Raw genomic sequence first — 21,458 nt, 5'->3', positions numbered from 1 at the left:
CTTGCAAAACGATTATTTCTGTCCCTTTTAACCCTGTCAGGCGATTCGTACAATGAGTGTAACACAACTAACCCAAGGAGCGACAGACCATGATTCCGATGCGAATGTTTAAGCTGGCGTGCACCGATGCCGACGCGATCGACCGCTTCCTGTCCGGGGCGAGAACCGGTTTTCTCGGCTTATCGGCCGATGGCTCCCCCTATGTCGTCCCCCTGAACTACGTCTGGACGAACGGCTCGGTCTACTTCCATGGCGCCGCGGAAGGACGCAAAGTCGATATGCTGCGCCGCAACGCCCAAGCCTGCTTCACCGTCTGCGAGGACCTCGGCACGATCACGGCTCCCGTACCGGCCCATACCGATACCGCTTATATGAGCGTCATGCTCTTCGGAACCGCCGCACCAGTCGCCGACCTGGAGGAAGCGACCGATGCCATGCAGGCCATGCTGGACAAATACGTCCCCGACTACTACGACCAGCCGTTGTCCCGAGCCCATGTCGAGAAATACGTCTCCTCGCTCGGCAGCCGGACGGCCGTATTCAAGCTTACGCCCGCCGAAATCACCGCGAAGAGAAACGAAACGCCGGAGGAAAGCCGCATGTACTACCCGGGGAAGACGCATCGGGACGAACGGACGTAAGCGGCCGGCCCGCATGAAGGAATCCCCGCCTCCCGCGACGAATAACACAACACGATCAACTCGCTGGGCAAAAAGAGGAGCGGACATGGATTCGATATGGGAATCGGCTTACGCCAGACTGCAGCAGATCGCCCCTATTCCGGAGAACGAATGGGAGGCTTTCCGAAAGTTGTGCTCGATCCAGACCGTCGCGAAGAACGCGCACTGGGTCAGGGAAAACGAACCCGTCGACGCCATCGCCTTCTGCGCGAAGGGGCTGTTCCGCCTGTATTACGCCACTCCGGACGGCGGCGAGTTCAATAAGAGCTTCTGCTCGGCCCACGATTTCGTCGCTTCTTACGGCGCCTTGCTGGCGGGTTCTCCGTCCCATTTCTCCATACAGGCTCTCGCGGACAGCCTGCTGCTGACCGTCCGGTATTCCGACTTCCGCGCCCTCTACGACAGGCATCCTTGCTGGGAACGGCTTGGCCGCATCCTCGTCGAACAGCTGTACATGAAGAAGGAGCTGCGGGAACGCGAATTCCTTCTGCTCTCCGCCGAAGCCAGATATCTGAAGTTTCTGGAGCGTTATGGCCCGCTCGAGACTCTCATTCCTCAATATCACGTGGCCTCTTACTTGGGAATCACCCCTGTAGCTCTGAGCCGAATTCGCAGGAAATTAACCTAGGTTAATGAAAAACTCCCCTTCCGCTTTTACATTGGAGTAAAAGGAAGGGGAGTTGCGCAAATGCGCCTATCAGGCCATACGGTACTCATCACCGGCGGGGCAGCGGGCATCGGGCTTGCCTTGACCGAACGCTTCGTCCGCCACCGCAATCAAGTCATACTCGTCGGCAGGGACGAGACGAAGCTCGCTCAGGCGAAGGCCCGATATCCGGGCATCGCGGCGACCTGCGTCTGCGATCTCGGGAACGAGGAGCAGACGAATCGGCTCGTCGAACGTCTATACGCCGAACATCCCGAGCTCAGCGTGCTGGTCAACAACGCCGGCATCCAATTCAATTATTCTTTCGCCGACGCTCAAGCAGCCTCCGGGAAAACGCCGGCTCCGGACCCGCGCATCCCGGGCGAAATCGCCGTCAACCTGACGTCGCCCGTCCGGCTCGTATCCGGGCTGCTCCCGCTGCTCTCCCGCCGGGACGAAGCCGCCATCGTGAACGTCACTTCCGGACTCGCGATCGTCCCGAAGAAATCCGCTCCCGTGTACTGCGCGACGAAGGCGGGCCTTCGCTTGTTTACGAAGGCGCTTCGATACCAGCTGGAGTCGACGAACATTCGAGTGTTCGAGGTCATCCCGCCCGTCGTCGATACCGCCATGACCGCAGGCAGAGGCCGGAACAAAATTACGGCCGATCAGCTCGCCGACCAATTCTGGACCTGTTACGGGAACAACCGGTTGGAAATCCCCATCGGCAAAGTAAAGCTGCTCCTGTGGCTCAACCGGCTCGTTCCCGGCGCAGCCGAGAAAATCTTGAAAAATAGCTGATCGCTTACTTATATTTGAACGTCTCCACCGAATCGTACAGCTTCTCGGCCAGCATAGCCAGCTCCTGCGACGCGGCCGCGGTCTCTTCCGCCGCGGCGGCGGCCTGCTCGCTGATCGACGCTACGGACTCGATCGTCATCAGCACGTTGGAGGCGCTCGTCGTCTGAGCGATGCTGGAATCGGCAATATGGCCGACCTTCTGCGAAGTTTCGTTGACCTTCAGCACGATGCCCTCGAACGATTCGCGGGTGCGTGCGAAATGCTCCACCCCTTCGCTGACCGCTTCCACGCATTTCGTCGTGCTGCCCTGCATGCCGCTAATAATCTCCGTAATCTGCTTCGTCGCGTCTCCGCTGCGCTCGGCGAGCTTGCGGACCTCGTCGGCGACGACCGCGAAGCCGCGCCCTTGGTCGCCCGCCCGGGCCGCTTCGATCGCCGCGTTCAGCGCGAGCAGATTCGTCTGTTCCGCGATGCCGTCGATCACTTCGATGATGTCTCCGATCTGCCTGGAGTCTCGTTCCAGATGCTTCATCTGCTCGTTCACCTGCTCCATCTTGCCGATGGAACGGGTAATGATCTCGGTGCCTTCCTCCGCGATCTGGACCGCTTCCTCGGAATACTCCTTCGCCAGATTGGCGTTGGACGCCACCGACTGAATGGAAGTTTCCAGACTCTCGAACAGGTTCGCCATCGTTCTCGCGCGATCGGCCTGGTCGACGCTGCCCTTGGCGACTTCGTCCGTGCTGGCCGAAATCTCCTCCGCGGACGAAGCCACGCTTCCCGATGCGTCGTTGACCTGTTCGATCATCGCGGATAGGGAATCGAGCATTCCGTTCATGTTGTCGGCCAGAACGCCGAGCTCGTCCTCGGTTTTCACTTTAAGCCGCGGCCTCAGATCGCCTTGGGCGAGCTGCCGCACAATGCCCGTTATGTAAACGATCGGCTTCACGACGCTCTTCGCGAACAAGTAAGTCACGATGAGCGTAAGCAGCGTAACGATGACGGCGACTCCGATCGTCGTCCGCATCATCTGCGTAATCGGCGCCATCAATTCCTGCTCCGGCACCGACAGCTGCACGACATAGCCGGTTTTCAGCGAGCTGGAGAAGCCGATCTTCTTGATTCCGTTATATTCGTACGAATAACTCGCGTTAACGCCCTTCCGGGAATTGTCGAACGCTTCCGTAACGGCGGGGAGATTCATGTCGTAGACCGTTCTCTTCATGACGAGCGCAGGGTCCGGGTGGCTGGCCACGTTGCCCGACGTATCGAGCAGAATCGCGTATCCCGTATCTCCGATCTTCGCTTCGCCCGTAATTCGGGTCGCTTCCTCGATCGGGTATCCGCTCGCATAGAAACCGAACGGCTGGCCATCCTTGATAAGCGGAACGGCGAGAACTACTGTGAGGCTCTTGGAGTCGAGGGCGGAGACGACTGGATCAGAGATCGAGGACTTCCCCTGCTCCACAATTTTCACGTAGGCCCGGCTGGACAAATCGACTTTGTCCCCCGTGTTCGTGATTCCGTTTTTCCCGCTGAAATCGAACGAGAATACCAACCCTTGGAACTCGGGGTTCTCTTGCATAAACGCGGTCGTCAGTTCCATATGCCTGGCCGGATCGGCATCGATATAGCTGCCGATGCCCGCAAGCGTCTCCAGCTTCGTCAGCTTGCCTTGAAGGTCCGCATCCATGCGAAGAGCGATTTCTTGCGTCCTGAGCTCCAGCTCTTGGTCGATCTGCTTCTTGAACAGCGTGGAGTTCGGGATGAACAGGGCCAGAGACATCGCCGCGATAATGACCAACGCGATTACCAGCGTCGACAGCGACAAGCGGGTGGACAGCTTTCGGATTTTCCATTTCCTGAACAGGTTTAAGGTTGTCGGCGTCGGCTTGGACATCTAGAGAGTCTCCTTCAATAGGTTTTGAGCCTCATTCTAGAGAATAATTATTAGCAGCCTTATCCGATAACCTTTAAGAACCCGTTAATTTCACTCATACTTCTCTAATAATTTCAGAGCGCCAGCTTCATCGCCTTGTCCGCCATTGTGCGGTAATGTACGATGAATTGCCCCACCACCATCGACAGGAGCTCTCTCGTCGAGCTTGCTTTCGTCTTCTCCTGGATTTTGGCGATATGATTTTTGACCGTTTTCTCCGTAATCCCCAACTCGTTGCCCAACCGCTTGTTGCTGTATCCGTGTTTGGACAAGCAGTACACGATCTCCCGCTCCCGCTCGGTCAGACCGTGATGAAGGGCAAAGAACGATACGATTTCCGCCAAATGCGACGGTTCCTGCTTCATAATCATTGTCGGCACCTCGATTATTTTGGATGTTGCAACGCGATTGATCCGTTAATTAGGAATGATAGGATAGAAATGTTAAAAAAATATGTGCAGGGTATGAAAAAACTATGTCCTCTCCGGCAGGACGAGTTCGGCCAGATCGCGCATATCGATAATCAGCGCGACTTTTCCTCCGGCCAGCATCGTCGATCCCGCGATTCCTTGCGCCCTTCCGACGCAGTCGCCCAGCGACTTCATGCGGACCTCCTGGCTCCAGTACAGTTCGTCCACGGCCAGGGCGAATCTGCGTTCCCCGATTCCCGCGACGACCAGCGGAACCGACTCCTTCGCGCTGGCGACCCGCGGAATGCGCAGCAGCCGGTGCGGCCAGAAGACGGGAAGCGTACGATCTCCCCAGCGGAACGTCTGCCTTTCACCGGACGAGCCGAGCTCTCCGTGCCGGACTTCGGCAACCCCCTCGATGCCGCTCATCGGAAGCATGAAGAGCTGATCGTGCAGCTTCACTAACTGACCGAAGAACATCGCGTTCGTCAGCGGAAGCTGCAGCCGGACGGATTCCCGCTCACCGGCATGCGACTCGAAGCCGATAAGCCCGCCCAAGCGCTCGGCGACGGCTCTTAACGGTTCCGAGGCCTCGGCAGGCAGGCCGATCCCGTCGGCGAACGCCCGAACGACGGCCAGATTGTCTTCGTTCGTTATCGACAGCTTCAGCTTCTTGGCCGCGGATCGCTTGCGGACCCAATCGGCCAGAGGAGCCTCCAGCTCCTTCAAAATATCCCCGTCGACTTCCGTATCCTCGCCTTCCAGCTCTACCCCGATTTCATCGCCGCGCTTTCCCGCAACGCCGGCCACGCGCCTCAACAACCCTCTGGCCGGCAGCATTTTCGCCTTCAGCACGCATTCCTGAAGATCGTTAACGACGCAGGACAGATGATCGGCGATCCGGTCGAGCTCCGCCGCCGTCTCTTCGGCGGTCATCCGCTTCTTCTGCTCGAGAATGACCCGATGGATGCGGGCATGCCCGACCATGAGCTCTCCTACCAGCTCCATCAGATCGTCCGGAGACAACGCCTCCGCCCGATCGATCCGAGCATCGTCGACAACGACGGTTTTCCCTTTCTCCCTGACGACTTCCTTCATCCGATCCGCTCCCGTTCCGGGATGAGCACTTCGTCCAGCTTCAGCAGACCGACCGCTTCCCCTGCCGACATTCCGACGCCGGTGAAATACCGGCCTTCGACGCCCCTCATCGAATCCGGAGGAGGCTGGATCTCCGAAAACGCGATCACCTGCTTCACGTCGTCGATCATCAGACCGGCAGTCTGCTCCAACCGACGCACGACCATGATTCTTCCCTCGCTGCCGCGCTCTCTGCCATGAAGGCGAAACAGCCCGCGAAGATTAAGAACGGGGACGATTCGGCCCAGGTACACGATGAGTCCTTCGACATGCGCCCCCGCGTTCGGAACGCGGGTAATCTCTTCATGCCGGATAATGTCTTGCAGCTCCTGTACCCGAACCGCATATCTCCGTCCCGCCACGACAAAGTCGATGAAGCTCTGGCGTTCCGCGGATTGCCCGATTGCTTGCATGCGCCTACCACCCCGGTTGCTCTGATTGTCCGTGATTTCACTACCCTCATCTTAATAGGGTCATTAGGACTAGCAACACGAAAATCTGTGGCGGAACCCCGCAAATTTTTTTCGGAATCGGACCCCAAGAACCAAGACCATACGACTAGTTCGCGAGCGAGCTACGGCAACAAGTCGGCATCCGTCAGAAACCCCAGCTGCTTGGCCTTCATCGCCGCTTCGATTCTGGATTTGACCCCCAGCTTGTTGAAGAGGTTCGTCAGCACGTACTCCAGCGAGCGCTGGCTCATCAGCGACAGCTCCGCGATCTCCTTGTTGCTCTTGCCTCTGGCGATTTCTCTCAGAATCTCGTATTCCTTGCTGCTGATCGCCAAATTCGCCGCATCTCTGCTCCCGGGCTCCACGGCTTGAAGAGACGTTCTTCGAAGCTGCCGGACGAGAGAGAGCGGGAGCACAACCTCTCCTCTCAGCGCGCAGCGAACCGCGGTCACCAGTTGTTCTCCGTTGGAAGTCTTCAGAATAAACCCGCTAATGCCCGATTCAATCATCAGATTGAAATGATTGTTGAATTCGAAGCCCGTATAGATCAGGATGACCGCATCCGGGCGAAGCTTGAGCACTTGCTTGGCAAGATCGATTCCGTTGCTGTCAGCCAGATGAAGATCGAACAGCATCACGTCGTACGCCGACTCCCCCGCCATCTCCAGCGCCCTGCCGGCCGAATCGGCCAAGAACACCTTCATGTCGCCTTCCTGCTCCAGTATGCTTCTCGTTCCTTCCATTACCGCCGGATGATCGTCTACCAATAAGATCCGAATCATAGCGCCCGCTCCTCGTCGTGCGATTTAAGATAATGCCGTCGTCTGCAGAGCGGGAACGGAGATATAGATCGACAAGCCCCGATTGGGCGAAGAATGGAACTGAATCGTTCCGTTCATGCTCCGGACCCTTTCCTTCATGCCGTAAATCCCCATGCTTTTGAAAGAATCCCCCATCTCGCTCAAATCCATGCCGACCCCGTTATCCTCGTATTCCAGCTGTATTCGTCCGGGATAGCCGGAGAGCGAGATGCGCACTTCCGATGCGCCGGAGTGCTTCGTCGCGTTGGCCAGCAGCTCCTGAACGATGCGGTACAGACTGATCAAGGAATCGTCGTCCAGCTCGTGAGAGTAACGGGCCGAATCGAACACGATCCGATAGTTGGTGCGCAGCTGCGTCGTATCGCACAGCGCCTCCAGCGAAGAGATCAGCCCTTCCTCCTTCAGCATCGGAGGCCTCAGCTCGTTGCAGGTAAGCCGGATCTGATAGATAACGTCCAACAACCCTTGCGCGATCTGCTCCAGCTGGGCGCGCAGCTCGCCGGGCATGGCGTACTGGGACGCGAGCGCATCCACCTTGCGATACCAGATAATCTGTTCCTGGAGCGCCGCGTCGTGCAAGTCCTGGGACAGCCGCTTGCGCTCGTTCTCGGACAAGTTGAACAGAAGGCGCAGCAGCCATGTGGGAGCGACTTGCTGCGCGGCCGTCTGCTCCAGCTCCTTGGTCAGATCCTCGATCAGCAGGAAATTGTCGAACAGCACGCTGACATATCGGGCGATCGTCTCAAGCCATATCCGCTTGGCGGCGATGTTCAGCATCGCGGGCTTCCCGGCGATACGGAGCACGTAGCTCTTGCTGCGGATCTCTCCGATTTTCAAAGAATAGCCGTACTCCGTCTCGATAATCTGGCACAGACCTCCCGAGGTAGGCTCCGTCTCGACCAGGCTGACGTCCTGCGCCTGGAGCACGTCGCGCACTTCCTTGATCAGCCTCCGCTCCATCTGGCTGATCTTCATCACGCCGAAGAGGTCGTGAGAGAAGCGGTCGAGGCTGGTCTGCAAGCGAATGTGACGCTCCTCGCTCTCCACGAGCGCGCGCTCCGTGCGCTTCCTGGCCGTAATATCTTCGAACATCAGCTGGATCGTGGACGACTCCGGATCGAAAATGGAGACGACCGAGATGTCCAGCACGCATCCGTCCTTGCGAATAATGCGGAACTCGCCGGGAGGCGCGTATCCGTGCCGTTCCGTATCCTCCATTCTTCGGAGCGCGGCTTCGCGGGAATCCGAATGCACCCAGTCGAGCATCTCTTCCTTCTCCTTGAACTGGGCCATATCCACGCCGAGCATCCCCGCCCCGGCCGGATTAATGTAACTGATCTTGCCGTCCTTATAGACGGCAATGGCGACGGGCGACAGCTCGACGAGCCTGCGGTACCGTTCCTCGCTCTCCCTCAGCGCGCGCTCCATCTGCCTGCGCCCGGTAATGTCGGTAAGCAAAGTCAGCGTCGTCTTGGTGTACGCGTCGTAAATTTCGGTAGCCTCCACTTCGACGATCCCGCCGTCCACTCGCATAATCCGATATTCCATCACTCCCGCGAACTTGGAGCCCTCCGTCCTCCTCGCTCGTTCGAGCACCGCTTCCCGATCGTCGGGATGCACGATCGCGTAGATCGAATGAACCGCCTCTTCGCTTCCCGGACTCGCCCCGAGCAGCCGAAATCCGGCCGTGTTCATGTAGAGGTACGTTCCGTCCCGGTGAGCGATCATCGGCTGAGGAGACAGCTCGATCAAGCTTCTGTACTGTTCTTCCCGATCGGCCAGCTCCTTCTCGATCCGCTTCCTGTCCGTCATGTTCTTGAGGACGACGAACGCCCCTTCGACCTTCCCGTTCAAATAGATCGGGATGTATTTCACTTCCCAGCAAAACTCGCTTCCGTTCCGGTGGCGGGAAGTGATCTCGAACGGGATCGACTGCCCCTGCAGCGCCTTGTCGAAGTATTCCGTCAGAACGTGCAGGTTATCCCGGCCCAACACTTCCTCCATCGCAAAATGCGCGAAATCGCCGGTCACTCTCTCCCCCGTCGTCGCCTCGCAAGCCGGATTGATGGTGAGCACGTTGCCCGAGGCGTCCAATTCGCATATGATGTCGGAATTATTTTCGAACATGCACTTGTATTTCTGCTCGCTCCGATGACGTTCTTCCTCCGCGACCTTGCGCGCCGTCACGTCCATCGTCACTCCGTCGATCTGAACCGTATCGCCCTGCTCGTCCGTCTGCGGCATTACCCTCGTATGCACCCAGCGGATCTCTCCGCCGAAGTGGCGGATTCGGTATTCGCAGCAATCCGGTATGCCGAGCCTCGTGCTCTCCTTCAAGCGCTCGATGAGCGGCAAATCGTCTTCATGCACGATATCGAGCCAGGATTGCGCATTCGTAAACCGCGAGGCCGGATAGCCGCTGATCGACGGCATCGCCTGAGAGATGAACGTGAATTCCCCCGACGGCTGATCCAGTGACCATAGAGCCACGTCCACCGATCTCAGCAGCTTCTCCAGCATAGCCAATCTGCTGTCCAAGCGGTGGATCTTGGCTTTGCATTCCGTAATATCTTGAACGATTCCTTGAATGCGCGCCGGGCGGCGTTCCCCGTCGGATAGTACGATTCCAACCTGCTGCACCCATTTCACGTCGCCGTTGCAGAGCACGATCCGATACTCGATCGTACCGGAGACGCCCTGCTCCAAACGTCCCATCTGTTCGCGGAACAGCGACAGATCCGCCGGATGCACCGCGGCCTCCAGCAGGCTTGGATCCCGCAGCTCCTCCTCGTCCGAATATCCGAGCAATCTTCTGTATCCCGTGGATACACGCAGCGCGTTCATCTCTGCATCAATCGTCCAGACCGCCGAATCCAGACAATCCAGACTGTCCAGTGAGCTCATCTGTGTCCATTCTCCTTCGTGTCCATGACCGGACTTCATTCCCGCGGCGTTACGCCCCCCGCAGGCAGCCAACCCTCATTCTATCCGAAGAAGCCGAGCGTTCCAATCCCTTGCGCCAGGTCGGAGCCGATAAAAAAATGGAAGCGGAGCCGGCTTGCGCGCCGGACTCCGCCTCATTGCGACTCTTATCGTTCAATCGGAATCATAATCGTGAATTCGGGATCCGGGTCGTACGGATCGCGGCTCAGCGAGTAGATCTCGCAATGGGTCAATTCCCCCGGAGACACCGCCGCGTACCCTTGTCTTTCGATCCACTCGTAGACGTTGCGATAGGACTTGTCAATGCTCTGGCCTTTGGCGTGCTCGCACTTCGCATAGCTCAGAGTCGGCACCTCTACCGCTGTCATGCCCTCCGGAACGTATCCGGCATCGTCCGTCGTCTCGACGACCGCGTAATGAACGAAGCCGGCGTTGCCTGGGTAAGCCTGGTAGGAGAGTCCGTAAAAATGCGTCATCGACGCAGGCTGGGGAATTTCGCGCATACGCTCCCGCAGCTGCTCATGGATGCGTCTGATCCCGCCCGCCCCGGCTTCCGCGAACGTCCCTTCCCATTTTAATCCGATAGCCCGGTATGCCTCTTTGGTGACGACGATCGTATCGTTGATCTGTTCCAATTCGCTTTCCTCCTTGTCCGATATCGTGCGTTACGCTACTATCATAGTACATAACCATGACAGAAACTGTCAGATAATCGAGGGATCGCCTTGACGAAAACGAAGCGTCTGATCGATCTGATGATGGTCGTATACGAAAAACGGAAATTTACGACGGAGCAGTTGGCGGAGGAGTTCGGGGTGTCCTACAGGACAATGCTGCGGTACCTGCAGGAATTAAGCGGGATGGGCGTGCCCCTGTACTCCGAACCGGGCAGGCACGGCGGCTACTCCCTTCTCAACCGCAGCAAAGCGCCCGCCATCGGGGCCGACCGACCGCTTCCTCCGACGAGAACGCTGTTCAAGCCCGCTGTTCGGCTGATTGGAGTCGAGTTCAAAGCTCCTTTCACCGCCATCTATATGGCCAATACGGTCATTCCGGGTTTATGGGCCGAGCTGCGATCGCGTATAGGGGAGATTGAAGGCGCGGTCGGTCCGGAGAGGCTGATCGGAGCCGTGCGCAGCCGTTCGGTTGCCTATCATTACGTGGCCGGAGCCGAAGTCGTCTCGTTCGGCCGGATTCCCGAGGGCATGATCGGCATGACGATTCCGGCCAGAGCCTATGCGGTCTACGCGCATCAAGGCCTCTACAGGCGCGAAGAACGGGACCAAACTTACTTCCGTGCGTTGGAACGTCTTCGAAGACAGGGGCTCGATCACGAGCCCGAAGCGTACGGGTTGGAGACGTTCGCGCCGCAAGCGCAGAATAACGCCAATCAGGAGTGCGAAATCTATATTCCGTTAAAATGACGCTCGGCTCCGGACGGCATGACGTCTAATCCGCGCCCCTGACGGCTCTCTTCATGCTTTCGTAGCTGAACGCTCCCAGATAGCGGCTCTTCACGCTGCCGGAAGGATCGATCACGTAGGTGGTCGGGTAAGCCGTCACGCCGTAGTCTCCGAGGACGTCTCCCCTGTCGTCCAGAACGATCGGGAAGCTCAGTTCCCGCTTGTCCGCATACTCCTGGACGAGTCCGGGATTTCTCTCCTGCGTCGTCGCGTTGACGGACAGCACGACGACATTCCGGTCCTTATGCTCTTGATAGAACTTCTCCACGTGCGGCATCTCCGCCTGGCACACCCGGCACCAGGTCGCCCAGAAGTTCAGCACGACGGTCTGGCCGCGATAATCCGACAGCCGGACGGCATTGCCGCTTAGATCCGTCAGCTCGAAATCCGGAGCGGCTTGGTCGACGCGAACGCCGCCCTTGCTCTCGATCGGACTAAGCGCCGTATAACCGATCATCGTCGCCACGAGCATGGCGGCTCCCCAACTGGCTGCGATCTTGACCGCTTCCCGATTCCCCGCCCGGCGGTAATTCCGCAGGAAGAGATAGACCAGCGCGATCAGCGAAGCCAGCCAAATCCCTCGTGTCCCTCCGCTAAAGAACAGGAGCGAGAGCGGCTGCGCGATGACGCCCGCGGGATCGAACAGGAACAAGCTGCCCTTCCATACGAGCAGCCACAAGAAAACGGCGTTCCATGCATCGCCCGTCTGACGCTCGCGGTCGGGATGCTTTCTCTGCTGATAACGAACGGCATACGCTCCGACGATGCCTGCGATCAGATAGACGAGCAGCTCGATATTCAATACGGTCGCGCCCAATTGCAAATTCGGCAAAGTCATCGTCCGTCCTCCGTTCCTCTAAGCGATCGGCGTGCCATTGTCCACCTCGCGGTCGGGCCGCAGCAGCACGACGTCGTCTTCCTCCGGCACCGCCCCCAGTACGAGCACCTCGGACTTGAAGCCCGCGATCCGCCGCGGCGGAAAGTTCACGATGGCCGCCACCTGCTTGCCCACAAGCGTCTCGGGAGCATACCTCCGCGTAATCTGGGCGGAGGAATACTTGATTCCCAACGGGCCGAAATCGATGGAAAGCTTGATTGCCGGTTTCCTTGCTTCGGGAAAAGGCTCGGCCGTTACGATCGTGCCTATGCGAACGTCCAATGCGGTAAAATCCTCTATTGTTGCCATAATTATTGCCTCCTGACATATCCGGAATGCGCGGGGCGCATGTATAATAGATAAAAGTAAAAATGCTTGGTCCTTGAACGTCATTCATGAATGGAGAGATCCGCTTGGTCAAATCCAAATCCTCCGTACTGCCCACGCTGATCGCGCTGACAGGACTGCTGTACATTTTCGCCGTTCCGTCGGAGCCCGAAGCCATCAAGCTTCTGTTCAAACTGATTCCGATGGCCTTGATTATCGCGTACGCGTATCGTTTGTCGGCCGATTCCCGTAAGCGCTACCATTGGCTGGTGCTGGCCGGATTGTTCTTCTGCGCCATCGGCGACGGCACACTGCGCTGGTTCGTCCTCGGCTTGTCCGCCTTCCTCGTGGGACATCTGTTCTATTTGACGGCTTTCTTCGGCAGGTGGCGCTTCTCCAAGCTCAGGCTCGCGACCGCGCTGCCGATCGCCGCTTTCGCCGCCGTCATGGGCAGCCAGCTCGTTCAAGCTCTGACGGACTCCGGCAAGACGGACTTGATCGTTCCCGTGCTCGTCTACGTCGCCGTCATCTCGACGATGGGCTGGTCCGCAATCATGACGGGAAACCGGACGGCGATCGCCGGCAGCCTGCTGTTCATGGCCTCGGATTCGATCCTGTCCTGGAACATGTTCGTCTCGGACGTCCCCTACTCGGGGCCGCTGATCATGCTGACCTATTACTCGGCGCAGTTTCTGATCGCAACCAGCCTGCGGGAAAAGCCCGCGGCGTCCGCCGGGGCTTCTCTCTCTTCATCAGCGCGCGTTTAAGGCAGCCGATAGAGCGCGAACGGCTCTCCGTGCCGGAACGGGGAGCTGATCTCGTTCAGCTTCCCGGCCGTCTCGGCGTCCAGCTTCAGCTCCACGCTGCGCAGGTTGTCTTCCAGTTGCTCCACTTGAGTGGCGCCGACGATGACGGTCGCGACCGCGGGCTGAGCCATCAGCCAAGCCAGCGACAGCGCGCTCGGCGCACACCCTTGCTCCGCCGCCAAGCGGCCGACCCGATCCGCCAGCTCCAGATTGCGGTCCGCCATGAAGCGCGCAAAGCTCGGATCAGTCTGGGCCCGCGAACCCGCAGGCGCCCTGTCGGCCAAGCTGTACTTACCGCTCAGGATGCCTCCCGCGAGCGGGAAGTACGGAATAATCCCGATACCCTGATCCAGGCATAGCGGAATCAACTCGGTCTCCGGCGTACGGTCAGCCAGCGAGTAGCAGTGCTGCGTCGACACGAAGCGCTCGTACCCTCTCTGCCCGCTGATCCCGAGCGCCTTCATAAGCTCCCACGCCGCGTAGTTGGAGGCTCCGATATAGCGCACCTTGCCAGAGCTGACGAAGTCGTCCAGCGTGCGCAGCGTCTCCTCCAGCGGCGTGTTCGGATCGAACGTATGGATTTGGTACAGATCCACGTAATCCGTGTTCAGCCGCTTCAGGCTGGCTTCCAGCTCCCGCTGCAGATGAAAGCGCGAGGAACCGCGTCCGTTCGGCCCCTGATCCTTGACCAGGCCGGCTTTCGTCGCCAGCACGGCCTCCTGCCTTCTCCCCGTCAGCGCCAATCCGATGATGCGCTCGGACTCCGTGCCGGCGTAGATATTGGCCGTGTCGATGAAGTTGATTCCCCGGTCCATTGCCTCGTGTACGATCCTTACGGACGTATCCCGGTCGGCCCGCTTGCCGAACGAATTCGTGCCGAGCCCGAGCGCCGATACCTCCAGCCCGCTACTTCCCAATCGACGATACTGCATGAGCGCCGCCCCCTTTTTACGCCGTCCCGTTAATTCGCGACCGCTTCCTTCTTGATCTGCTTGCTTCGCAGCTGTCCGCACGCGGCGTCGATGTCCGTTCCGTGCTCCAAGCGTACGCTGCAGCTAACTCCCTGCTTCTTCAGCGTATCGAAAAACTCGCTCACGACATGCCGCTCCGTCCGCTGGTACTGGCTGTGCTCATCGACCGGATTGTACGGGATCAGGTTGACGTTGACGAGCGGCCTGCGATCCCCGATCAGCTCGGCGAGCTCCAACGCGTGCTCTCTCTGGTCGTTCACGTCCTTCAGCAGGATATATTCGAGCGTCACTCTCCGCTTTGATTTCTCCAAATAGTAGTCGAGCGCCTTGAGCAGCTTCTCGATCGGAATCCCTTTGTTGATCTTCATGATTCTCGTCCGCAGCTCGTCGTTCGGAGCATGCAGGGAGATCGCCAAGTTCACCTTCAGATCGTCGTCCGTAAACTTGTAGATTTTGTCGGCCAATCCGCTCGTCGAGACGGTGATATGGCGACCGGCGATGGCCAGCCCTTTCTGGTGCTTGATGACGTCGAGGAACTTCACCAGATTGTCGTAGTTGTCGAACGGCTCGCCGATGCCCATCACGACGAGGTGACTGACCGCTTCCCCCTGACCTCTGGCATCCAGAAAACGCTGCGCCTTCATCACCTGCTCGACGATCTCCCCGCTGGACAGATCCCGGCTCTTGCGGAGCAGGCCGCTCGCGCAGAAGCTGCAGCCAATGTTGCAACCGACCTGCGTCGTGACGCAGACGGACAGGCCGAACTTGTGGCGCATGAGCACCGTCTCGATCAGGTTGCCGTCCTTCAGCCGGAACAGGAACTTGACCGTTCCGTCCTTCGACTCCTGCCGGGAATGCTCGCTTAACGATTCAATGTAGAAATGCTCCTCCAGCGTCTTCAGACATTCCGGATGCACGCCGTTCATCGCGGCGAAATCGGTCGTCCGCTCGCGGTACAACCACTCCCATACGAGCGTAGCCCGCGACTTCTTGTGTCCGCGCTCCCCGAGCCATTCGGTCAACCCTTCGAACGTCATATCGTGAACGGATGTTTTCGTCATTTCGTAACCCTCTTTTCGCATAAATAGCCGGACCTTGCGACTTCCTCCTATTTTCCCAGAAAAGGCTCTGATTCACAAGCCGGGAAGCCTTGCCGCGGCAATCCGCGCAAAAAAATCGTCCCCAGACCGAGAGGTCCAAGGACGATCCTTATTTACGATCGCGACGCGTACAAATTCCGTACCGATTGCCGGGCGATGAGGAACGGCTCCAGCACCGTCGTCATCTGCTCCGTCGTATACTGCTTGGCGATCCGATCCATGATCGTGCGACAAGCGCACAGCCCCAGATTCTCCGTCGGCTGCGACACCGTCGTAATCTCGAGCAGCGACGCCCAGGCGACGTCGTCGAACATGACCAGGCTCAAATCGCCCGGAATGCTCAACTTCATTTCCTTGCACGTCTTGATGACATCCATGCCGATTGTATTCGTGCCCGCAACGACGGCTGTCGGCTTGAGCAGCGAGATTTTGTTTTTGATAATGTTCTTGAGGTCCGTCTGAAAAGGCAGGTGAAGTACGTATTCCTCGTTGACCGGCTTGTCCGCCTCCGCCATCGCCCGGCGATAGCCGTTCGCGCGGCTCGGCGAGATGGGGCTTTCGACGCTCAGCAGCAGAATGTCCGAATGCCCGTTTTGCAGCAAATGCTTGGTCGCCAGATAAGCGCCCATCTCATCGTCCATAACGACGGAATCGATGTCGGCATAGCCTGTGCGGTACATCTGGACGAGCGCGATGTTCTGCTTCTTAAGATTACGGATAAACGAAGCGTGCTTCGACGTCGTCGGGGTGAAAATGATGCCGTCCACTCGCGACGACGCAAGCAGGCTCAGATCCTCCAACTCCTGCTCGGCGTTCTCGTTGCTGTAGGACAGCAGCAGCCGGTAGCCAAGCCGCTTCAGCTCAGACTCGATGATTCTCGTAATGATCGAGTAGAAAGGATTGTCGATATCGGAGATGACCAGGCCGATAATCCGGCTTTTCTGGCTCTTGAGGCTGCGCGCCATCAGATTGGGCGTATAGCCGAGCTTCTCCGCGGCGGCCAGAATCCGCTCCCTGACTTCGCGGCTGATGTACGCGTCGTCCCGGAACGCCCTGGACACGCTGGATACGGAGACGCCGGCCAACTCCGCCACTTCGCGACTTGTCGCCATGAGTTCATCTTCCTTTTCTATGACTTCAGAGTAAATAACGCCGAACCGTCGGAGGTGTACAGGCCCAGTCCGCCCCCGCCTATATCCCGGAGGGGAACGGTCATCGTCACGCCGTTCACGAACGCCTCCAGAATATCGTCCTGCAAAAATACAAGGATGTCAGTGTCCCCGGCCGCAGCTAAGCCGGGAACCGGTCTCTCGCACAAAATCCGCTCCCCGTCGAGCGCCGAGCCGTGGAACGCCCGAACCGCGCGATACCGCTCAAGCCGAAGCGTTCCCGCTCCGTAATCAAGGCCGAGCATATATGCGTTGTCCAGACGATCGTCGGCGCGAAGGACGAGACCCGCGGTTCCCGTCCCCTCTTCCTTGCTTACAGTCAGGCGCAGGGAGATTCCTTCGGGAGCCTCCTTCCACAGAAGCGCGGCGAAGCCCGCTGCCCGGCGCGACGCGATCGTCCCGTCCGGCTTTTCGTTCCATTCTCCGCATAAAGCGATGCATTCATTATAATCCAAATGATGGGATTTTGTAACGGAGGACGCATAGATGTCCGGGCAAACCAGCCTCAGCTCCCCGTTCTCCTCTCGAACGATCTTTCTCGGCGTGACGAAAGTGCCACCCCACATGGCGCGCGGAGCGTCCTTGCCTTCCGCCAAATCCCCGCACCAGCCGAACAAATAACGATCCTCGCCGTCAAAGCAAGATTTCGCTGCATAGAAGAAATAATCTCCTGCGTCAAAATACGGATTAGCCGGCCTTCTCCACGGCCCGTACGGGGAATCCGCCATCCGGTATTCCGTGCGCCCGAATTGGGAGAACAACAAGTACCACGCGTCTCCCATCCGGAACAGGTCCGGGCATTCGAGCGACGGATAGGCGTCCGGCGCATAGATCGGTGCTTCGAACCGCCAATTTTGCAGATCGTCCGATACGGCCAAGCCGATCACCCCGCGCCGGTTGCCGTTGACCGGATGGCGGCAGCCTGCAGTGAACAGCATCCAGTACCGTCCCTCTTCCTCGTTGCGAAACACGAATGGGTCGCGAAAGTCCTCATCGTAGCCGTAATGCTCTGAACCGACCCGCAGAATCGGATTGGCCCGATTTTTCGCGAACGCGATTCCGTCGGAGGACGTCGCGTGCATGATCTGCTCGCGCCCGTCCGGATGGCCGGGACTGAAGCCGGTATAAAAGATATGAACCGTCTCTCCTTCGCGATAGACGGAGCCGGTAAAGCACGCTCCTCCGTCCGGTTCGGTCTGCGTTCCGGTTTCCAGCGCGTTCGGCAGCTCCTCCCAAGTCAGAAGATCCTTGCTCCGCAAATGCGCCCAAGGCGTATGATGCCGGGCCCAGCCCGTTCCATCCCGGAAGCCTTTCAAGTAATAAGCGTGATAATATCCTTCATCGTAGAACGGAATCAAATCCGCCACCATGCGACCCGGTTCGGGCAAATAACGCAGCGCCATGTGCGGGCTACCTCCTCGTTTCTCTCAGTTGAGCGAATCCAATGTGACAACGTTGCCACTATAATCCGAATTATAACGAGTGATCGTCACAGTGTAAAGAGGCATCGAGTTTTATTTCCGCATTAGATGTAGCTGAATATTTCTTAGTAAATATGACATTTTCATCGTTGACATGGATTCATGAGCAGGCTTATAATCGCCTCAGGAAATGTGACAACGTAGTCACAAACCAATCAGAAAAATAAACGGAGGGTTTAACGTATGAACAAAGTATGGAAAAGCGGGTCCGCCGGTCTGCTGCTTTCGGCAATGCTTGTTGTGAGCGCTTGCAGCAGCAACGGCAACGAGGCGGGATCCGCCTCGCCTTCGGCCTCCCCATCCGCTCCGAGCGCTGGCGAAACCGGAAGCGTAGCTCCGTCCGCCGCCCCGCTCAAGGGCAAGATCAACCTGGTCATGTGGCATCAGCCGACGATCGATGCGGTGAACGCGGAGATCGAAAACTACAAGAAGCTTCATTCAGAGGTCGACATCGAGATCATCTTCTCCGCCTTTGACCAGTATTACACGACAATCCAGACGCAGCTGATCGGCGGCGGCGCTCCCGTCGGCATCGGCGTCAGCCCGGAGACGACCCAGATGCTCGCCAAGTACCTCGAGCCTCTGACCCCGTACTTCGAAGAAGAGAACCCATACACAAAGCAGCCATGGAAGCAGGATTACGTCGCCAACGCGTTCGAGATCGGCAAGAGCGGCACGAATGACGTCTGGATGGTCGGCGTAGCCGGCGCGGTCAACACGGGTGTGTGGTATAACAAAAAAATGCTCGACGAAGCCGGAGTGGCCGTTCCGACGACGTGGGAAGAGCTGATGGCCGCACAGAAGACGATCAAGGACAGCGGACAGATCGCCTGGAGCGAGCAGCTTGTCGCGAACTTTAAGGGCGACTGGTACAATTGGCAGTTGAATTACGGCTTTAACCTCGACGACTGGATGAAGTTGGACACGCTCGTACCGGACGGAAGGGTTTCGCAGATGGAAGTCGTGCGCGGCATCAAGACAGGCGAGATCGACTTGAAGAGCGAGAAGGTCAAGGCGATGTTCGCGGAATGGAAAAAATGGGTCGAAGCCGGCTGGCCAGAAAACTTCAGTTCCGACTGGGGCTGGTACGACGCGTTCGTATCCGGGAAAGCCGCCTTCTTCCTGGGCGGAAGCTGGGACACTCCGGGCTTCGTGCAGAACATCAAAGATTTCGAATACGGGCATTTCTCGCTCCCGAACCCCGGCAACCCGTCGGACCCGATCGACATGGCCAATCTCGGCGGCGCTTGGGGGCTGAACAAGGGGGCGACGCCTGAGCAGAAAGCAATCTTTATCGACTTCATGCGCTTCCTGTCCCAGCCGGACGTGCATAAGCGCGTCGTCGAAGCGCAGGGCATGCTGCCCGTCGTTCAGGGCGTCGAGCTGAGCGATCCGGTCATGAACGCCTGGGCGCAGGACGCCAAGTTCAACGTCTCCAAAATTCAGGCGATCTCCCTGGACAACGAGCTGGCCTCCAAATTCCTGAGCTATTCCCAAGCCTTCCTGACTGGCGGAGATTTGGACGGATTCGTCGACAAATACGCCTCCATCTATCAGGAAGCGGCGGAACGGCTCATCACGCAAAACAAGTGGGACACGACTCAGTGGTAACGCAATAGCGGCTTAGAATGTGCACAGGTTCCTTGTCCTTCAGGGAGCCTGTGCATCAGCATCGATGAAGGGGTGGTCCCATGCAAAGCACTCGCGGCTTCTCGGCTGACGGCCTGCTGCGCAAGCTGGCGAAGAGCGGCAAAGGTTATCTGCTTATCCTGCCTACGTTCGCTCTTATTCTCGTCTTTTCGTATTATCCGTTTCTGCAGGCGCTGCACAAGTCGTTCTTCCATTGGGACGGCCAGTCCACGAGCTTCGCGGGGCTGGATAACTATAAGCGCATGTTTACCGGCGATGCCGAACTCGGCAAAGCGGCGCGCAATCAAATCGTCATCACCGTCGTATCGATTCTGAAGATCGTGACGGTCCCTCTGCTCGTCGCCAGGCTGATGTTCGCGCTGACTTCGGGCTGGGCGACCCGAACTTACCGGATCATGCTGCTGCTGCCGATGACGGTTCCGTGGATCGTCATGGGCTACGTCTGGAAAAACATGTATGCGCCCAAAGGCGTATTCAACACGTTGCTTGCCCAACTGGGACTGGACTCGTGGGCGCACAACTGGCTGGGCGATCCGTCGATGGCGCTCGGCTCGGTGCTGTTTATCGGCTTTCCCTGGGCGGGCGGAATCGCCTTCCTGATCTACCTGGCCGGCTTCCAAGGCATCGACTCGTCGCTGCTGGAATCGGCTAGATTAGACGGCGCGGGCTTCTGGCGGCGTTTTCTCGCGATCGAGCTTCCGCTCGTTCAGACGCAAACCCGCATTTTGCTCGTGCTAACCGTGCTTGATTCGCTTAAGAGCTATGGCTTTCTGATTTTCCTAACGAACGGCGGTCCGGCCTACGCCACCTTGTCGCCCGGGGTATGGATCTACCAAAACTCGTTCGTCTTCCTGCGGTTCGGCTACGCCTCCGCCATCGGCGTCGTGCTGTTGCTCGTATCCGCTCTGCTGTCCTGGCTCATGATCCGGCTGACGAAAAGGGGTGATCTCCATGACTAATCTGGCCAGGCGTGTGCTGGTCGGCGCCAATCATCTGACATTGTGGATCATCTGTCTGCTCAGCGTGTATCCGTTCGTTTTTTTATTCGTTTCCTCTTATAAGTCCGACGTACAGATTTTCAGCAGTTGGTGGTCCGTTTTCCCCGGAGAGTATTATTGGAGCAATTACAGCCATGCCTGGAACGTAATCGACAAATACATGGTCAATTCCGTTCTAATCACGCTGCTATCCGTCGTCGGCGTCGTTGTCCTCTCCACGTTGACCGGATACGCGTTCGCGAAAATGTATTTCTGGGGCAAAGAGGTGCTGTTCGTTCTCCTGTTTCTGCTGATGCTGATTCCCGACATTTTGACGCTGGCTCCTTCCTTCGTGCTCTACAAATCGCTTGGGCTGCTCAACAACTGGCTCGTGCTTCTGATTCCGTACGTCACCGGAGGGCAGATTATCGGCATCTTCATCATGCGCAACTATATCGAGGGCATGCCGAGGGAAATTTTCGAGTCGGCGCGCATCGACGGAGCGTCGGAGCTTCAAGTGTTCTGGTCGATCATCCTTCCGCTAACCCGCTCCATGGCTGTGACGGTTGCCATCTTGACGGCCGTCGGCGTATGGAACGACTACGTCTGGCCTCTGATTACGATCAGTGAGGACGGCTTGCGCACGGTAGCGATCGGTCTTCAATATTTCACGACCCAATATCAGACCAAGGTCGGCTATCTTATGGCGGGAAACGTCATTTCGGCCATTCCGATTTTGCTGCTGTTCGTCTTCGGGACCAAATATTTCGTCCAGGGCGTCATGTCCGGCTCGGTGAAAGGGTGACGG

The 21,458-nt window shown here is 58.0% G+C and carries 21 protein-coding genes; 8 read left to right on the top strand and 13 right to left on the bottom strand.

The genetic code is table 11. The annotated features are described in order from the left end of the window. The first annotated feature begins 89 nt into the window (after window positions 1-89). The 3 genes from B0G52_RS16210 (at window position 90) to B0G52_RS16200 (ending at window position 2,127) form a co-directional block, all read left to right on the top strand. A complete protein-coding gene (locus B0G52_RS16210; protein WP_094046133.1) occupies window positions 90-641 on the top strand; it encodes a pyridoxamine 5'-phosphate oxidase family protein in 552 nt (183 codons plus the stop codon). Window positions 642-726: 85 nt separating this feature from the next. Next, entirely contained in the window at window positions 727-1,308 is a 582-nt protein-coding gene (locus B0G52_RS16205) for a Crp/Fnr family transcriptional regulator (protein ID WP_158223735.1), read from the top strand. Window positions 1,309-1,368: 60 nt separating this feature from the next. Next, on the top strand, window positions 1,369-2,127 hold the full coding sequence (locus B0G52_RS16200; protein ID WP_094046129.1) for an SDR family oxidoreductase: 759 nt from the start codon (window positions 1,369-1,371) through the stop codon (window positions 2,125-2,127). A gap of 4 nt (window positions 2,128-2,131) precedes the next feature. Here B0G52_RS16200 and B0G52_RS16195 read toward each other — a convergent pair whose 3' ends face one another. The 7 genes from B0G52_RS16195 to B0G52_RS16165 all read right to left on the bottom strand — a co-directional run bounded on the left by B0G52_RS16195 (window position 2,132) and on the right by B0G52_RS16165 (window position 10,464). Continuing rightward, window positions 2,132-4,027 carry a methyl-accepting chemotaxis protein gene (locus B0G52_RS16195; RefSeq protein ID WP_094046127.1) on the bottom strand — a complete coding sequence of 632 codons (1,896 nt, stop codon included), beginning with the start codon at window positions 4,025-4,027 and terminating at the stop codon, window positions 2,132-2,134. 113 nt (window positions 4,028-4,140) lie between these two features. Continuing rightward, window positions 4,141-4,437 (bottom strand): helix-turn-helix transcriptional regulator, encoded by a 297-nt coding sequence (locus tag B0G52_RS36445; RefSeq protein WP_094046125.1) that lies wholly within the window; start codon window positions 4,435-4,437, stop codon window positions 4,141-4,143. 102 nt (window positions 4,438-4,539) lie between these two features. Then, window positions 4,540-5,574 (bottom strand): chemotaxis protein CheW, encoded by a 1,035-nt coding sequence (locus B0G52_RS16185; protein WP_094046123.1) that lies wholly within the window; start codon window positions 5,572-5,574, stop codon window positions 4,540-4,542. After that, the gene (locus tag B0G52_RS16180; RefSeq protein WP_094046121.1) at window positions 5,571-6,026 is read right to left on the bottom strand and encodes a chemotaxis protein CheW; all 456 of its coding nucleotides are present in this window, start codon (window positions 6,024-6,026) and stop codon (window positions 5,571-5,573) included. Before B0G52_RS16180 ends, B0G52_RS16185 begins: the two co-directional genes overlap by 4 nt. Window positions 6,027-6,187: 161 nt before the next feature. Further along, a complete protein-coding gene (locus B0G52_RS16175) occupies window positions 6,188-6,847 on the bottom strand; it encodes a response regulator transcription factor (protein ID WP_094046119.1) in 660 nt (219 codons plus the stop codon). A gap of 24 nt (window positions 6,848-6,871) precedes the next feature. Further along, window positions 6,872-9,790 carry a sensor histidine kinase gene (locus tag B0G52_RS16170; protein WP_158223734.1) on the bottom strand — a complete coding sequence of 973 codons (2,919 nt, stop codon included), beginning with the start codon at window positions 9,788-9,790 and terminating at the stop codon, window positions 6,872-6,874. A gap of 185 nt (window positions 9,791-9,975) precedes the next feature. Further along, complete coding sequence (locus B0G52_RS16165; RefSeq protein WP_094046115.1) at window positions 9,976-10,464, bottom strand: GyrI-like domain-containing protein; 489 nt, start codon at window positions 10,462-10,464, stop codon at window positions 9,976-9,978. Window positions 10,465-10,554: 90 nt separating this feature from the next. On the opposite strand from B0G52_RS16165, the gene B0G52_RS36205 reads away from it, so the two are divergent. Beyond that, window positions 10,555-11,253, top strand: a complete 699-nt coding sequence (locus B0G52_RS36205) for a GyrI-like domain-containing protein (RefSeq protein WP_094046113.1) — start codon at window positions 10,555-10,557, stop codon at window positions 11,251-11,253. Window positions 11,254-11,278: 25 nt separating this feature from the next. Here the strand turns inward: B0G52_RS36205 and B0G52_RS16155 are convergent, their stop codons facing one another. Both B0G52_RS16155 and csaA read right to left on the bottom strand, forming a co-directional pair. Then, window positions 11,279-12,130 (bottom strand): TlpA family protein disulfide reductase, encoded by an 852-nt coding sequence (locus tag B0G52_RS16155; RefSeq protein ID WP_094046111.1) that lies wholly within the window; start codon window positions 12,128-12,130, stop codon window positions 11,279-11,281. 18 nt (window positions 12,131-12,148) lie between these two features. Continuing rightward, window positions 12,149-12,478 carry a chaperone CsaA gene (gene csaA, locus B0G52_RS16150; protein WP_094046109.1) on the bottom strand — a complete coding sequence of 110 codons (330 nt, stop codon included), beginning with the start codon at window positions 12,476-12,478 and terminating at the stop codon, window positions 12,149-12,151. 104 nt (window positions 12,479-12,582) lie between these two features. On the opposite strand from csaA, the gene B0G52_RS16145 reads away from it, so the two are divergent. Then, a complete protein-coding gene (locus B0G52_RS16145; protein ID WP_233162722.1) occupies window positions 12,583-13,263 on the top strand; it encodes a lysoplasmalogenase in 681 nt (226 codons plus the stop codon). Here B0G52_RS16145 and B0G52_RS16140 read toward each other — a convergent pair. From B0G52_RS16140 to B0G52_RS16125, 4 genes are all read right to left on the bottom strand, one after another. After that, window positions 13,260-14,234, bottom strand: coding sequence for an aldo/keto reductase (locus B0G52_RS16140; protein ID WP_094046104.1), 975 nt, complete (start codon window positions 14,232-14,234; stop codon window positions 13,260-13,262). The genes B0G52_RS16145 and B0G52_RS16140 overlap by 4 nt on opposite strands. 29 nt (window positions 14,235-14,263) lie before the next feature. Continuing rightward, complete coding sequence (gene rlmN / locus B0G52_RS16135; RefSeq protein ID WP_094046102.1) at window positions 14,264-15,334, bottom strand: dual-specificity RNA methyltransferase RlmN; 1,071 nt, start codon at window positions 15,332-15,334, stop codon at window positions 14,264-14,266. Between the two features lie 152 nt (window positions 15,335-15,486). Then, the gene (locus B0G52_RS16130) at window positions 15,487-16,485 is read right to left on the bottom strand and encodes a LacI family DNA-binding transcriptional regulator (protein ID WP_094046100.1); all 999 of its coding nucleotides are present in this window, start codon (window positions 16,483-16,485) and stop codon (window positions 15,487-15,489) included. Between the two features lie 17 nt (window positions 16,486-16,502). After that, a complete protein-coding gene (locus B0G52_RS16125; protein WP_094046098.1) occupies window positions 16,503-17,945 on the bottom strand; it encodes a family 43 glycosylhydrolase in 1,443 nt (480 codons plus the stop codon). A gap of 261 nt (window positions 17,946-18,206) precedes the next feature. On the opposite strand from B0G52_RS16125, the gene B0G52_RS16120 reads away from it, so the two are divergent. From B0G52_RS16120 to B0G52_RS16110, 3 genes are all read left to right on the top strand, one after another. Continuing rightward, the gene (locus tag B0G52_RS16120; protein WP_094046096.1) at window positions 18,207-19,634 is read left to right on the top strand and encodes an ABC transporter substrate-binding protein; all 1,428 of its coding nucleotides are present in this window, start codon (window positions 18,207-18,209) and stop codon (window positions 19,632-19,634) included. An 80-nt stretch (window positions 19,635-19,714) separates the two neighbouring features. After that, complete coding sequence (locus B0G52_RS16115) at window positions 19,715-20,632, top strand: carbohydrate ABC transporter permease (protein ID WP_094046094.1); 918 nt, start codon at window positions 19,715-19,717, stop codon at window positions 20,630-20,632. Further along, entirely contained in the window at window positions 20,625-21,455 is an 831-nt protein-coding gene (locus tag B0G52_RS16110) for a carbohydrate ABC transporter permease (RefSeq protein WP_094046092.1), read from the top strand. Before B0G52_RS16115 ends, B0G52_RS16110 begins: the two co-directional genes overlap by 8 nt. Window positions 21,456-21,458 lie beyond the last annotated feature (3 nt).

The organism is Cohnella sp. SGD-V74, from assembly GCF_003001675.1.
Lineage (GTDB): Bacteria > Bacillota > Bacilli > Paenibacillales > Paenibacillaceae > Cohnella.
Note: the sequence above shows the minus strand (reverse complement) of the source record. Positions and strands in the feature narration are given on the sequence as shown.